13 protein-coding genes and 1 pseudogene are annotated in these 13434 nt (G+C 70.5%); 10 read left to right on the top strand and 4 right to left on the bottom strand.

From position 1 onward, the window contains the following. Position 1 precedes the first annotated feature (1 nt). Together G7071_RS08230 and G7071_RS08225 are read left to right on the top strand one after the other, a co-directional pair. Positions 2-1105: an acyl-CoA dehydrogenase family protein gene (locus tag G7071_RS08230; protein WP_166317227.1), complete on the top strand. Its 1104-nt coding sequence runs from the start codon at positions 2-4 to the stop codon at positions 1103-1105. Continuing rightward, the gene (locus G7071_RS08225; protein WP_166317224.1) at positions 1105-1866 is read left to right on the top strand and encodes an ABC transporter ATP-binding protein; all 762 of its coding nucleotides are present in this window, start codon (positions 1105-1107) and stop codon (positions 1864-1866) included. The genes G7071_RS08230 and G7071_RS08225 overlap by 1 nt, the downstream gene beginning before the upstream one ends. Before the next feature lie 15 nt (positions 1867-1881). On the opposite strand, the gene G7071_RS08220 is transcribed toward G7071_RS08225, so the two are convergent. Beyond that, entirely contained in the window at positions 1882-3117 is a 1236-nt protein-coding gene (locus G7071_RS08220; RefSeq protein WP_166317221.1) for a PucR family transcriptional regulator, read from the bottom strand. 146 nt (positions 3118-3263) lie between these two features. Between G7071_RS08220 and G7071_RS08215 the strand changes: the two genes are divergently transcribed. The 5 genes from G7071_RS08215 to G7071_RS08195 are packed head-to-tail and all read left to right on the top strand — an operon-like array spanning position 3264 to position 8026. After that, a complete protein-coding gene (locus tag G7071_RS08215; RefSeq protein ID WP_166317218.1) occupies positions 3264-4025 on the top strand; it encodes an ABC transporter ATP-binding protein in 762 nt (253 codons plus the stop codon). Next, positions 4025-4729 carry an ABC transporter ATP-binding protein gene (locus G7071_RS08210; RefSeq protein ID WP_166317215.1) on the top strand — a complete coding sequence of 235 codons (705 nt, stop codon included), beginning with the start codon at positions 4025-4027 and terminating at the stop codon, positions 4727-4729. The genes G7071_RS08215 and G7071_RS08210 overlap by 1 nt, the downstream gene beginning before the upstream one ends. Before the next feature lie 14 nt (positions 4730-4743). Continuing rightward, on the top strand, positions 4744-5622 hold the full coding sequence (locus G7071_RS08205; protein ID WP_166317212.1) for a branched-chain amino acid ABC transporter permease: 879 nt from the start codon (positions 4744-4746) through the stop codon (positions 5620-5622). Beyond that, positions 5622-6695 carry a branched-chain amino acid ABC transporter permease gene (locus tag G7071_RS08200; protein ID WP_166317209.1) on the top strand — a complete coding sequence of 358 codons (1074 nt, stop codon included), beginning with the start codon at positions 5622-5624 and terminating at the stop codon, positions 6693-6695. Before G7071_RS08205 ends, G7071_RS08200 begins: the two co-directional genes overlap by 1 nt. Then, positions 6692-8026 (top strand): ABC transporter substrate-binding protein, encoded by a 1335-nt coding sequence (locus G7071_RS08195; protein WP_166317206.1) that lies wholly within the window; start codon positions 6692-6694, stop codon positions 8024-8026. The genes G7071_RS08200 and G7071_RS08195 overlap by 4 nt, the downstream gene beginning before the upstream one ends. 3 nt (positions 8027-8029) lie before the next feature. On the opposite strand, the pseudogene G7071_RS08190 reads toward G7071_RS08195, so the two are convergent. Then, a pseudogene (locus G7071_RS08190) lies at positions 8030-9708 on the bottom strand (ABC-F family ATP-binding cassette domain-containing protein). Positions 9709-9794: 86 nt separating this feature from the next. On the opposite strand from G7071_RS08190, the gene G7071_RS08185 reads away from it, so the two are divergent. Further along, positions 9795-10505, top strand: a complete 711-nt coding sequence (locus G7071_RS08185; protein WP_206062948.1) for a sortase domain-containing protein — start codon at positions 9795-9797, stop codon at positions 10503-10505. Positions 10506-10600: 95 nt separating this feature from the next. Further along, entirely contained in the window at positions 10601-10894 is a 294-nt protein-coding gene (locus G7071_RS08180; protein WP_166317203.1) for a hypothetical protein, read from the top strand. Between the two features lie 6 nt (positions 10895-10900). Here G7071_RS08180 and G7071_RS08175 read toward each other — a convergent pair whose 3' ends face one another. Then, positions 10901-11500 carry a class I SAM-dependent methyltransferase gene (locus G7071_RS08175; RefSeq protein WP_166317200.1) on the bottom strand — a complete coding sequence of 200 codons (600 nt, stop codon included), beginning with the start codon at positions 11498-11500 and terminating at the stop codon, positions 10901-10903. Beyond that, entirely contained in the window at positions 11493-12329 is an 837-nt protein-coding gene (gene truA / locus G7071_RS08170; RefSeq protein WP_166317197.1) for a tRNA pseudouridine(38-40) synthase TruA, read from the bottom strand. The genes G7071_RS08175 and truA overlap by 8 nt, the downstream gene beginning before the upstream one ends. 36 nt (positions 12330-12365) lie before the next feature. On the opposite strand from truA, the gene G7071_RS19995 reads away from it, so the two are divergent. Beyond that, positions 12366-13409, top strand: coding sequence for a thrombospondin type 3 repeat-containing protein (locus G7071_RS19995; RefSeq protein WP_206062947.1), 1044 nt, complete (start codon positions 12366-12368; stop codon positions 13407-13409). The last annotated feature ends 25 nt before the right edge of the window (positions 13410-13434 follow it).

The raw sequence follows: 13434 nt of genomic DNA, 5'->3' as shown, positions 1-13434 counted from the left end.
CATGGACTTCAGCTACGACGACGAGCAGAAGGCGCTGCGCGATGCCGTGCGCGGCCTCACGACCAAGGCCTACGGCGAGTTCGAGAAGCGGCGCCGAGTGACGGCTGCGGCACCCGGGTTCGACGAGGACCTCTGGGGCAGGCTGGCCGAGATGGGCGTCCTGGGACTGCCGTTCAGCGAGGACGACGGTGGTGTCGGCGCCGGACCGGTGGAGATGGGCATCGTCGCCCAGGAGCTGGGGCGGGTGCTCGCGCCCGAGCCGTTCCTGGCCTCGGTGGTCCACGCCGGCGGGCTGGTCGCAGCCGTCGGCACGCCCGACCAGCGCAGCGACCTGCTGGGTCGGCTCGCTGCCGGTGAGATCGTGCTGGCCGTCGCGCAGGGCGCAACCGCCGAGCTGGCCGATGACGCGTGGACGCTGAGCGGGGTCGCCGACCCGGTGGTCCACGGTGCCCGCGCCGACCACCTCGTGGTGGCAGCGACACTGCCCCGGGGCGGCACCGGGCTCTTCGTCGTCGCCGGCGACGCCGCGACGCGGGTCGACTACCCGACCTTCGACGGCGGCCGGGCCGCCCGCATCGAGCTCGACTGCACCAGCGCCGTGGCGCTGGGCGAGCCGGGTCTCGACCAGACGGCCGCCATCGACGCAGTCCGCGACCTCACCCGCATCATCGCCGCCAACCAGGCCCTCGGCGTCATGCAGTCGCAGGTGGCGGCGACGACCGGCTATCTGAAGAGCCGCAAGCAGTTCGGGGTCACCCTCAACACCTTCCAGGCGCTCACGTTCCGCGCCGCCGACATGTATGTCTCGCTCGAGCTCACCCACAGCCTGGTCGACTGGGCGACGATGGTCGCGGCGGCCGGGGATGCTGCAGCGACCACCCAGGCAGCCGATCGCGTCGGCCTCCAGGTGGGTCGCGCCGGCCAGCACGTCGGGCAGGAAGCCATCCAGCTGCACGGTGGCATCGCGATGACCGCCGAATACGCGGTGGGCGTCGGCACGGCCCACCTCGCCGCGCTCGGCCAGTGGCTCGGTGGCACCCACCACCACCTCACCAGGCTCGGAGGCCGTGTCCGCGACCACGGTGAGGTCGAGGCGCTCACCTGATGCCACCCGTCCTGCAGCTCCGCGACGTCAGCCTCAGCCGCGACGGTCGCGCCGTCCTCGACCGTGTCACCCTGGACGTCGGGGAGCGCCAGGTCCACGGGGTCGTCGGACCCAACGGAGCCGGGAAGACCACGCTCCTCGACGTCGCGTGCGGCCTCGTCCGTCCCGACCACGGCGACGTCGTGCGCCGAGGTGAACCCCTGCCCCTGATGCGACACCGCGACCTCCCGCGAGCCGAGATCGCGCGCACCCTCCAGACCCTCGAGCTCGACGAGCGCCGGACCGTGCTCGACAACGTCGTCCTCGGGGCGGACCACCAGCCGCGGCCGGGCGTGCTCGGAGCCCTGGTCGGTCGTCCGCGCAGCAGCGAGGACCCGGCGTTGCGCGAACGCGCTCGCGTGGTGCTCGACGAGCTCCGGATCGGCATGCACGCCCGCGAGCTGCCGGCGAGCCTGCCGCTGGCGGTCCGCAAGCGGGTCGACCTGGCGCGCGCGCTCGTCACCAACCCCAGCCTGCTGGTCCTCGACGAACCGGCCGCCGGCCTCTCCGGCCCTGAACGCGACGAGCTCATCAAGCTGCTGCGGTCGCTGGCCCGGCGGATGTCGGTGGTGCTGGTCGAGCACCATCTCGACGTGGTGAGCCGCGTGTGCGACGAGGTGACGGTCCTCGACGACGGTCGAGTGGTCGCACACGGCCCGTTCGACGTGGTTCGTGACGATCCCGCGGCCGCGGCGGCCTACTTCGGCCAGGCCGCGGGCTGACGACCCCGGACGCCCTCAGCCGCGTGCTGTGAGGGCGAGCCACAACAGCATGCGGTCACGGGGATCAGCCAGGTCACGGCCGGTGAGGCGCTCGATCTGCTTCATCCGATAGATCACTGTGTTGCGGTGGCAGTAGAGCTCGGCGGCGGCGTGGGTCGGTGAACGGTCATGGGCCAGCAGCGCGCGCAGGGTCGAGAGCAACGTCTCGGCCTGTGGGTGGTCGAGCAGCTCGCCGAACGCCTCGGCGACGAGCAACGGCGTCACGTTCGGGTCGCCGGCGAGCAGCACCTCGGGCAGCCGGTCCGTCACCCCGACGGCTCCGGCGTCGCCGTACGGCAGCGTCTCGGCGGCCCTGAGCGCGAGCTGGAACGCCGTGCCGAACCCGGCCATGCCACTCGGGCTCTCCGCGACAGCCACGCGCCCCACGGCCGCCGGCGCCAGCATCGCGACCAGCGCCGCCTCACCCGGCAGGGAGCCGGACACCAGGCCGTAGGACACCCCTGAGCGGACGTGCCAGTGGGAGACCAGGTGCTGGCGGTCGAGTCGGTCCTCGACGGGCCCGAGCACGTCCGACCCGGCGGCGTTCACGAGCACCACGACGCAGCACACGCCGTCGCCGACCCCCACCCCGAGCTCCGTCCTGGCCTGGTCGGCAAAGGTCGGGTCACCGCCGCGGCCGTCGACCAGCCCGTCCAGCACCGTCTGGAGCCGCTGCTGGTCGCGGCGCTGCACCCGCGCCCGTTCGCGGTGATAGGCCTCGATCAGCACGGCGTTCTGGACGTCGAGGTTGGCCCAGACGCCGCGCGCGGCGCCCAGCAGGTCGGCATCGGGCACGTCACCGTGGGTCGTGGCGGTCTCGATCAGCGCCTCCCACAGCACCCGCGCGCCCATCATGTAGGCGTTGAGGACCAGCTCGAGGGGCATACCCTGCCGCGCCCGGCGTCGTCCTGTCTCTCGCCACAGCTCCACGGCGGTCGCGGTGTCCGCGCCGACGCCCGAGAGGTTCTGCAGGCCACGGCGGATGTGCTCACGGCAGCTGTGCCTGATGTCCTCGGGCAGGTGCGGGCTGAGCGTCCGGTAGGCGTCGAGGTCCTTGGCGAGCAACCGCGAGGAGATGACGTCCGCGATCTCGTCGGCCCTCGGCAGCACCAGTCGCCACGCCTGGGCGAGCGGGTCGACGGCGGTGCCGGGCGCTGAGCCCTGACCCGGCGCCTGCGCGCTCGCGGTCGGCCGTCTCGAGAGCTGCGTCATCTGCCCACCGTGTCACCCCAGCACATGCGGCGCCACCATGGCGACTGAATTCGGCGCAAGATTTGTGCCGCCCGCCCAATGTGCTGAGCGACCAAGATCGCAACAGTGGTCGCCATCACACTTCGGGACCGGAAGGCCACCGCCTCGTGAGCGAACTTCGACTCAGCAACATCACCGTCACCTTCGGCGGTCTGACCGCGCTCCAGGACGTCAGTCTCAGCGTCGGCCCGCAGCAGGTGCACGGAGTCATCGGCCCCAACGGCGCCGGCAAGACGACCCTGTTCAACGTGGCTTGTGGCTTCATCCACCCCGACAGCGGCGAAGTGGTCCGCAACGGTCAGCGCATCGAGCGTCTCCACCCCCGCGACCTGCCGGGCCTCGGGATTGCCCGCACGCTCCAGGGCCTCGGGCTCTTCGACCGCATGTCCGTCCTGGACAACGTCATGGTCGGAGCAGACCACCACGCCCGCTCGGGGTTCCTCGGCTCCTTGCTCGCGCTCCCCCGCGCCGGCAGGGACGAGCGCGCGCTGCGTGAGCGCGCCCGGCGAGTCCTCGACGAGCTCGGGGTCGCGGCATACGCCGAGCGCTACCCACCCAGCCTCCCCTACCCGATCCGCAAGCGGGTCGCACTCGCCCGGGCCCTCGTCGCCGAGCCCGACCTGTTGCTGCTCGACGAGCCCGCCAGCGGTCTGTCCGCCGGCGAGATGGACGAGCTCGGCGATCTCATCCGGTCCCTGGCGGAGACGACCTCGGTGCTCCTGGTGGAGCACCACATGGACCTGGTGATGCGCGTGTGCGACGAGATCACCGTCCTCGACTTCGGTCGCGCCATCGCCCACGGCACCCCGGACGAGGTCCGAGAGGACCCCGCCGTGCTGGCGGCCTACCTCGGAGAGGAGGTGCAGTGATGCTGAAGCTGACGAGCCTCTCGGCCGGCTACGGCCCGATCAGGGCCCTGGACGATGTGACCTTCACCGCCGAGAAGGGCGAGATCACCGCGGTGCTGGGTGCGAACGGAGCCGGCAAGACGACGCTGCTGCGCACCGTTTCCGGACTCCACCGAGCCGACTCCGGCTCCGTGCACCTCGACGGCACACCGCTCGACAAGGTGCCGGCCGAGCGGATGCCGAAGCTGGGGATGGCCCACGTGCCCGAGGGCCGGGGCGTGATCACCGAGCTCACGGTCGACGAGAACCTCCGCCTCGGGGGCCTCGGTCGTGGCGGCAGGGTCAAGGACGGTGACCTCCAGCGGGTCTACGACCTGTTCCCGGTCCTGGGTGATCGCCAGGCAGCGCTCGCCACCACCCTCTCCGGCGGCGAGCGGCAGATGCTGGTCATCGGTCGTGCGCTGATGGCGCGGCCGACGATGCTGCTGCTCGACGAGCCCTCCCTCGGGCTGGCCCCCCGGATCGTGGCGCAGATCTTCGGCCTGATCCGCGACCTCGTGCGCGACGAGGGACTCAGCGTGCTGCTGGTCGAGCAGAACGCGCGAAGCGCGCTCTCCGTCGCCGATCACGGGGTCGTCCTCAACCTCGGCCGGGTCGTCGCCGACGCCCCCGCCGCCGAGCTCGCCGGTGACGACAAGCTCCGGCACGCCTACCTCGGATTCTAGGAAAGGCAGCCCCTGTGCAGCAGTTCTTCAACACCGCCCTCACCGGCCTCACGCTCGGGATGGTCTATGCCGCCTTCGCGCTCGCGCTGGTGCTCATCTGGCGGTCGACGCGGGTCGTCAACTTCGCCCAGGCACCGATGGCGATGGTCACGACGTTCATCGCCCTGGTCATCATCGATGCGGGCTACAGCTATTGGCTCGGGTTCGTCGCCGCGCTCCTGGCCGGGCTCGCGCTCGGGGCCGTGCTGGAGCGACTGATCATCCGTCCCGTCGAGGGCAAGTCCGAGATCAACGCGGTCATCTTGACCCTCGGCCTGTTCATCGTCCTGCACGCCCTGGCTGCGGTGTTCTTCGGCAACCGCTACCGCTCGTTCCCGGCCCCCTTCGGGCTGAAGGGCATCGAGGTCGGTGGCACGACCATCGCCCTCAACGGCTTCGGCATCTTCACGATCGTCTCCGTCCTGGTCGTGATGGGCCTGCTGGTCGCGCTCTTCCGCTTCACCGACATCGGGCTCAAGATGCGGGCGGCCGCCTTCAACCAGGAGGTGGCCCGGCTCCTCGGCGTCCGGGTTGGGCACATGCTGACCCTGGGCTGGGCGCTCGCCGCGCTCGTCGGCTCGCTCGCCGGGATACTGATCGCCGGCGGCAGCCTCGTCCACCCGTCCTACATGGACTCCGTCGTCGTCTTCGGCTTCGTCGCCGCCGTGCTGGGCGGGCTGGACAGTCCGCTCGGGGCGGTACTGGGCGGGCTGATCCTCGGAGTCTCCCTGAGCTTCGTCAGCGGATACGTCGGATCGCAGCTCGTGCCCCTGGCGGCTCTCGTGATCCTGATGCTCGTGCTCACGCTCCGCCCTGGCGGCCTGTTCGCCCAGGCCCCGGAGCGGAGGGTCTGATGCGGGCGCGGATGGCTGCGGCCTGGGGCTCCACGCTGGGCCGCCACCTGCTGCTCGCCCTCGCCGGCCTGCTCGTGGTGATCGTCGTGGTCGAGAGCGTCTCGGACTATCGCAACACCCAGCTGGCCGCGATGGCCTACCTCGGGATCGCCGCCGGTGGACTGACGGTCCTGACCGGGCTCAACGGCCAGCTCTCCCTCGGTCATGGGGCGCTGATGGCGATCGGTGCCTACACCGCGGCCCTGATGCTGTCCGATCGCGACTCCTCGATGCCGCTGTCGGTGGTCATCGTGACCGCCGTCCTCGCCACCTTGGCCGTCGGCACCGCGGTGGGGTTGGCGGCCGCCAGGCTCCACGGCCCCTATCTCGCCGGTGCCACGCTGGCCCTGGCCGTGGCTGTCCCGGGCATCGCTCTCTACTTCAAGGAGACCCTGGGCGGCGAGCAGGGACTCCGGGTCGTGATGCCCGAGATCCCGGGCTGGGTGCTGGAGCTCGCCTTCTTCGTCACCGGCCAGGACCTCAGTCGCTCACGCTTCACGTCGTACGTCGGCTGGTTGACGTTGATCGTGGTGTTCCTGCTGCTCGCCAACCTGAGCGCCGGTCGCGTCGGCCGCCGGTGGCGAGCGGTCCGCGACGACGAGGTCGCCGCCGAGCTGGCCGGCATCAACCTCGGCAGGGCCCGCGTCTCGGCGTTCATGGTGAGCGCGGCCGCTGCCGGGGCCGCCGGCGCCATCTTGGCCTTCACGGTCAAGCTTGCCGCTCCGAGCGCATTCACGCTGACACTCAGCCTGACGCTGCTCGCCGCGATCGTCCTGGGCGGGCTCGGCACCTTGTCGGGTGCACTGATCGGGGCGACACTGCTGACCTTCCTGCCCAGCGTGGTCACCGACCTGGGACGCACCGCCGGCCTCTCCGACATCCAGGCCGCCGAGCTTGCTCCACTCGTCTACGGCGTGGTGATGGTGGCGGTCATCCTGCTCGCCCCCATGGGCATCGTCGGCTCCTTCCGCCAAGCACGGGCACGCCGACGTATGAAGAAACTCAGCACCTCAGCGAAGGGAACAGCAGCATGAGAAGACACACCAGGGTCGTAGGACCCCTTGCGGTCGCACTCGCGGCCACCCTCGTCCTCGGCGCCTGTGGTGCCGGACGAGACAGCTCAGAGGGGGCCAACGGCGGTGCCACCGATGCCGGCGTCACCTCGGAGCGAGTCACGATCGGCGGGACCTTCCCGCTGACCGGCGTGGCCGCGCCCGGCTATTCCGAGATCCCGACAGGAATGCAGGCGTACTTCCAATACGTCAACGCGCAGGGTGGCGTGCACGGGCGCAAGATCGACTTCCTGGTCAAGGACGACGGCTACAACCCGAGCAACACCAGCACCGTGACCAACGAGCTCGTGCTCCAGGACGAGGTCTTCGCGACGGTTGGGTCGCTCGGCACCCCGACCCAGGCGGCGGTGACCGACTTCCTCAAGGACGAGGGAGTGCCGCAGCTGATGGTGTCCACCGGCTCGCTCCAGTGGGGCGACAACGTCGAGGAACTGCCGAGGACCTTCGGCTGGCAGCCCGACTATGAGTCCGAGGGCAAGATCATCGGTCAGTGGGTGGCGGAGAACATGCCCGACGCCAAGGTGGGCCTCTTCCTCCAGGACGACGACCTCGGCGAGGACGCCGAGAAGGGTGTCCGCCAGTTCCTGGACGAGCAGATCGTGGCCGTCGAGCGCTACACGTCGGGCAACACCGAGGTCGCGCCCCAGGTCAACGGGCTGCAGGCCAAGAAGGCCGACCTGGTGCTCTCGTTCAACACGCCGTCCTACACCGCGCTCACCCAGCTCGCAGCGCTCAAGACCGGCTACAAGCCCAAGTGGTTCTACGCCAGCATCGGTTCGGACCCGGAGCTCGTGGGGACGCTGCTGGGTCGGTTCTCCGAGGGCGCGGTGGAGGGCAGCGCCGCCCTGGACGGCGTGATGACGACTGAATACATCCCGGGCATCGACAGCGCCGACGACCCGTGGGTCCAGCTGTGGCAGAAGGTGTGGGACAAGCACGGCCAAGGCGTGGGCGGCGGCGAGCTCACCAACTACCGCATCTATGGCATGTCGTTGGCCTACGCGTTCGCGCAGGCGCTCGACGCGGCCGGTGAGGAGCTCACCCGCGAGGGCATCGTCGAGGCGATCGAGGAGAATGGCGCCGATTGGGAGGGCCCCCAGCTCGCTCCGCTCCGCTACAGCGCCGAGAGCCACATGGGCATCGCGGGCATGCGGATCGTCGAGCTCCAGGCCGGCCAGGGTGAACCGCTGACCGACGTGCTGGTGACCGACATCGGCGACGCCGAGATCACCCCGGACGACTCCGGCCAGGCCGACGACGCTCCCCCGGAGAACGGCGTCCCGACCAGCTGAACCTCACCGGGCGCGACTCACGCGCCCCTCGTCCCAGACGGGGCCGTCTGATTCATAGACGGCCCCGTCCTGGCCGTAGACCAGGAAGCGGTCGAAGCTGCGGGCGAACCAGCGGTCGTGGGTCACGGCAAGGACGGTGCCCTCGAAGGCCGCAAGACCGGCCTCCAGCGCCTCGGCGCTCTGCACGTCGAGGTTGTCGGTCGGCTCGTCGAGCAGCAGCAGGGTGGCTCCCGACAGCTCGAGCAGCAGGATCTGCAGGCGCGCCTGCTGCCCGCCACTGAGGGACTCGAACTTCTGCTCGCCGGAGGCGCTGAGCTCATAGCGGTCCAGCACCCGGCTGGCCTGTTCGCGTCCCATCCCCTGCCGGTGCTCGTCCCCGCGGTGCAGGATCTCCAGGAGGGTGCGGCCGACCAGCTCGGGGTGCTCATGGGTCTGCACGAACCACCCCGGGCGCACCCGCGCGCCGAGCTTGGCGCTGCCGGTGTGCGGCACCGGCCGTGGCGGCTCCCCGACCGGCCGGTGCTCCACGTCGGGGTCGCTCCCGCCGGCGGCCAGCAGCCGGAGGAAGTGCGACTTGCCCGAGCCGTTGCTGCCGAGGACGGCGACGCGCTCGCCGTACCAGACCTCGAGGTCGAAGGGACGCATCAACCCGGTCAGCTCGAGGTCGGTGCAGACGACGGCGCGCTTTCCGGTCCGGCCGCCCTTGAGTCGCATCGTCACCTGCTGCTCGCGCGGCTGCTCGGTCGGCGGACCGACCTCCTCGAACTTGCGCAGGCGCGTCTGGGCGGCGCGGTACTGAGACGACATGCCGTCGTTGTACTCCGCCTTGATCTTGAGCCGCAGCACGAGGGCCTTGAGCTTGGCGTGCTCCTCGTCCCAACGCCGCCGCTGCTCCTCGAACCGCAGGAAACGGTCCTCCCGCGCCTGGTGATAGCTCGCGAAGCCGCCGGGGTGCGTCCACACGAGGTTGCCCGCATGTCCCAGCTCCACCGTGACGATGCGGGTCGCGGTGTTGTCGAGCAGCTCGCGGTCGTGACTGATGAACAAGATGGTCTTGGTCGACTCGCGGATGCGCTGCTCGAGCCAGATCTTGCCGGGCACGTCGAGGTAGTTGTCGGGCTCGTCGAGCAGCAGCACCTCGTCGGGACCGCGGAGAAGGTATTCCAGGACCAGCCGCTTCTGCTCGCCCCCGAGAGGGTGCTCAACAACCTGTGCCGGGCGCGATCGAAGGGCAGCCCCATCGCGGTGGTGGTGCAGACGTCCCACGTGACCTCGATGTCGTAGCCGCCGGCATCGGCATAGTCGGAGAGCGCTGTCGCGTAGGCCATCTGGGTGGGCTCGTCGTCGACGTCCATGAGGGACAGCTCGCACGCTTGTACGGCGGCGTCCGCCGCCCGCACCGCGGCGGGCGCCACGCTCATGAGCAGGTCGGCGACCGTCTCGTCGCCACCCCCGTGTCCGACGAACTGCCGCATCACACCCAGGCCGCCGCTGCGGGTGACGGCACCGGCGTGGGGGTCGAGGTCACCGCTGACGATCCGGAGCAGGGTCGTCTTGCCGGCGCCGTTGGCACCCACCAGCGCGACCTTGGCTCCGTCACCGACCCGGAACGACACGTCGTCCAGGAGGACCCGCCCGTCAGGCAGCTCGTAGCGCACTCCGGCAACGTCGACATGTCCCACAGCAGGTCATTGTCCCCACCGCGGCGCCTTCCGGCGAATGCTTTGCGGTGGGCGGCTGCGGTTGAACGGCGGGCTAGCGTGGGGAGATGGCACCAGCCCGCCGCACTGCATCCCTCCTCGGGATGCTGCTCACCGTCGTCACCGTGGCGGGCTGCTCCTCCGATCCTGCGCCTGCTGGTGCGCCGAAGCCCGTGGAGTCGTCGACCCCGACGTCCACCCCGGCGTCCACTCCGGCGCAGCCCACACCGACCGTGTCGGCGACCGCCGAGCCACCACCGGCTCCCGAGCCGCGCACCTCCTACCTGTCCGTCCCGGCCCTGGGTCTCGAGGATTTCCCCGTACGGCGCTATCCCGGCTCCCCCGACGACGCACCCGGGACGGCCATCCAGAACCGCGGTGACATGGCGTCGCCTCGCGGCGCCCGAGGCGGGGTCGGGCCGGGAGAGGTCGGCAACCACATCGTCACCGGTCACCGCCTGACCTCGACGCAGCCGTTCCGCCATCTGCCCTCGCTCGCGGCCGGCAGCAGGGTGCTGGTCCGGGTCAGGGACGTCGTGCACGTCTATGAGGTGCGTCGGACGAGGTGGACGTCCTTCCGATCGACCTCGTCCCTGGCCGCGCAGCGAGCTCCCGTCCCGGGACGACCCGGCGTCAAGGCCACCCGAGCGATGATCACGCTCTCCACCTGCGCCACGATCGAGGACCACGCCGCGGGCAACTACTGGGCCGACGAGTTCGACAACCCGGAGCACCGCATCGACAAGATCGGGGTGCTGGTCGCGACGCGTCGCGCATAGACCTCGGCACCGTGGCGGCCGTGGTGGGAGATTGACCCGCCTGCGACGATGACGGCAACGCTCGCGCACTTCCGCCCTCTTCGAACGGAGCCCCCATGCCCTTGATCTATCCCGTCTCCGAGGAGACGCCCGACGATGCAGACACCACGTTCGACGACTTCGCCGACGACTGGTCGCAGACGTGGGTCGTCGAGATCGACACCGACCACGAGAGCGAGGAGGAGGGTGACTACGTCCGTCTGGGCCCCCTGGCCGCTCGAGAAGCCTGGGACCTGGCGCACGAGATCGAGGAGAAGCGCCAGACCTGGCTGGTCAGCATCCTACCGATCTTCCCGGTCGACATGAGCGCCGACGACGTGATCGAGCAGATCGAGAGCGACGAGGACTGACCTGGGTCAGCCGCGCCGGGTCTCGAGCACGCGAAACCCCTTCACGCTTGCGAGTCGCAAGGTCGGCCAGCCCTGCTCGGTGAGCCACCGCTGGAGTGAGTCGGCGCCGAGGTTCTTGCCCACCACCATGATCGCCCGACCGTCGGGTCGGAGCCTCGGCAGCCAGGTCAGCAGCAGGTCGTGGAGAGCCGGCTTGCCGATCCGGATCGGTGGGTTGGACCAGATCTCGTCGAAGGTGAGGTCGGTCGGGACCTGCTCGGGAAGGGCGGCCACGAACCGGGACGCCAGGCCCAGTGACTGCGCGTTCTCGTTGGCCAGCAGCAGCGCCCGTTCGTTGACGTCGACGCCGGTCACGGTCGCGAGGGGGACAGCGCGGGCGATCGCGAGCCCGATGGCGCCGTACCCGCACCCGAGGTCGAGGAACTGTCCCTGGGCAGGCGGGTCCAGCTCACGGAACAACACCGACGTCGCGTGGTCGAGGTGGCCGCGACTGAAGACGCCCGAGCCGCTGGCGAGCTCGAACGAGTGTCCCCACGCGTCGACCGTGAAGGTCTCGCGAGCGAAGGGGACGGTCGGATCAGCGGTGAAGTAGTGGTCGTCAGTCATCGGGCAGCGTCCTCAGGTTCCGAGCTCTCGTCGCCTGGACGAGGAGCTCCTCCCCGAGCGGATAGCCGACCTGCTCGAGAGTGAGGCCACGCGGCTCCACGACCTTGACGGCCTGCGCGCGCGACCGCCCCGCCATCACCTCCGCCGGCCAACCGACGGGACGGGTGCCGTCCCCGACGGCCAGGACGCAGCCGACCAGCGAGCGCACCATCGTGTGGCAGAAGGCATCGGCGACCACGCGGGCCTCGACGATGCCCTCGCGGTTGCGCGACCAGGAGAACTCCCCGAGGCTACGGATCGTGGTCGCTCCCTCCCGCCGCCGGCAGAACGAGGCGAAGTCCTGGAGCCCGACCAGCGGCAGCGACGCCTGGTTCATGGCCTCGACGTCCAGCGACCTGGGCCACACCAGGACATGGTGGCGGACGAGCGGGTCGACCAGCTCGGCACTGTCCGCGACCCGGTAGGCGTAGCGACGCCAGGATGCTGAGAAACGCGCGTCGAAGCCCGGCTCGGCCTCGGTCAGTGCTCGGACACGCAGGTCGGCCGGCAGCAGCCCGTTGAGCCGACGCATCAGCGCCTGGAGCGGGCCCTCCCTGCGACGACCGGCGAAGGCTTCGATCCGCTCGGGCGAGACGTCCGCATGCACGACCTGACCTCGCGCATGCACACCGGCGTCGGTGCGGCCGGCGCAGACCACACGGACGCTCGGGACTCGTAGCGCGGTGGCGAGCGCGTCCTCCAACGTCCCCTGGACCGTCCGCAGCCCCGGTTGGGTCGCCCAGCCCCGGAAGTCGGTCCCGTCGTAGGCCAGGTCGAGCCGGATGCGCACGATGCGATCCTAGGCGGCGAGATAGCCTGCCCTGCCATGGAGGCTCCCCGCATTCTGTCCTGGACGACGACCCTGGCCCTGGTGGCGGCGCCCGCGCCGCTCATGGTCCTCGCCGCGCCCGCAGGTGCCGCGGTCCAGCCCTGCACTGTCTCCTACGTCTCGGCGACGGGACGCACCATCGCCGCCAGGCCGGCCGACCAGCCCAACCACACGTGGAACCCGGTGGACCTCAACGTGGTCGACCCGCGCCTGGTGACCGACATCGACGTGAGCTTCGACCTCACCCACCCCGACGCCACCAACCTGAGTGCCCACGTGCTCGGGCCCAAGACCGACCCGGCCAAGCTGTGGCCGAGCATCCAGACCATCAACGCCGGTATGGCGAGCGGCACCCTCGACGGCGCATACACCTTCGACGACGAGGCCGGCGCGAAGATCTCGGGAGCCAACCCTGTCCCCGGACGTTTCAGGCCAGCGACCCCCGCCGCCGGCCTGGAGGGCAGCACGGGCACGGGCAAGTGGAGCCTGTGGCTGCTCAACGACAGCACCAGTGGCGGCATCCTGCGCAGCTTCACCGTCACCTTGACCTATGCCACCTGCGACTCCGACGGTGACGGGGTCGAGGAGTCGGCTGACAACTGCCCGACCCTGGCCAACGACCAGGCCGACATCGACGGCGACTCCGTGGGGGATGCGTGCGACGTCAACGACGACGGCGACGCGCTGCCCGACGCGACCGACGGCTGCCCCGCCACGGCCAGCGGCACCGGCAGCGGATGCCCGGCCGCCACGCGTTCGGCCGCCGTCACCCACCTCGCGAAGAAGAAGAGGGTCGTGCTCGCGACCCGCTCCTTGGTCGCGGCCTGCCGCCCCGGCGCCGAGATGACCTTCTGGCGCAAGAGGAGGGGCAAAGACCTTCGGGTCGTGGTCGCGTCGACCAACAGCTCCGGGAAGATCCGTCTGAGGTCGCCCAAGAAGGCAGGGCGCTACTACGCCACCGTTGCGGCCTCCTACGTCCCCGGGGCTGCTGAGTGCGGCAGCGCCCGCTCGAAGACGATCAGGATCAGGCACCGTCGCTGACCCCCGGCAGGCGGACCGGCTGCCA

The organism is Nocardioides piscis (assembly GCF_011300215.1).
Taxonomy (GTDB): domain Bacteria; phylum Actinomycetota; class Actinomycetes; order Propionibacteriales; family Nocardioidaceae; genus Nocardioides; species Nocardioides piscis.
Note: the sequence above shows the minus strand (reverse complement) of the source record. Positions and strands in the feature narration are given on the sequence as shown.

Coding starts and splice junctions, on each gene's coding strand:
- G7071_RS08185 (WP_206062948.1), top strand. CDS start 9,795: ATGGCACCAGCCCGCCGCACTGCATCCCTCCTCGGGATGCTGCTCACC.
- G7071_RS08210 (WP_166317215.1), top strand. CDS start 4,025: ATGCTGAAGCTGACGAGCCTCTCGGCCGGCTACGGCCCGATCAGGGCC.
- G7071_RS08175 (WP_166317200.1), bottom strand. CDS start 11,500: ATGACTGACGACCACTACTTCACCGCTGATCCGACCGTCCCCTTCGCT.
- G7071_RS08220 (WP_166317221.1), bottom strand. CDS start 3,117: ATGACGCAGCTCTCGAGACGGCCGACCGCGAGCGCGCAGGCGCCGGGT.
- G7071_RS08180 (WP_166317203.1), top strand. CDS start 10,601: ATGCCCTTGATCTATCCCGTCTCCGAGGAGACGCCCGACGATGCAGAC.
- G7071_RS08200 (WP_166317209.1), top strand. CDS start 5,622: ATGCGGGCGCGGATGGCTGCGGCCTGGGGCTCCACGCTGGGCCGCCAC.
- G7071_RS08195 (WP_166317206.1), top strand. CDS start 6,692: ATGAGAAGACACACCAGGGTCGTAGGACCCCTTGCGGTCGCACTCGCG.
- G7071_RS08225 (WP_166317224.1), top strand. CDS start 1,105: ATGCCACCCGTCCTGCAGCTCCGCGACGTCAGCCTCAGCCGCGACGGT.
- G7071_RS08230 (WP_166317227.1), top strand. CDS start 2: ATGGACTTCAGCTACGACGACGAGCAGAAGGCGCTGCGCGATGCCGTG.
- G7071_RS19995 (WP_206062947.1), top strand. CDS start 12,366: ATGGAGGCTCCCCGCATTCTGTCCTGGACGACGACCCTGGCCCTGGTG.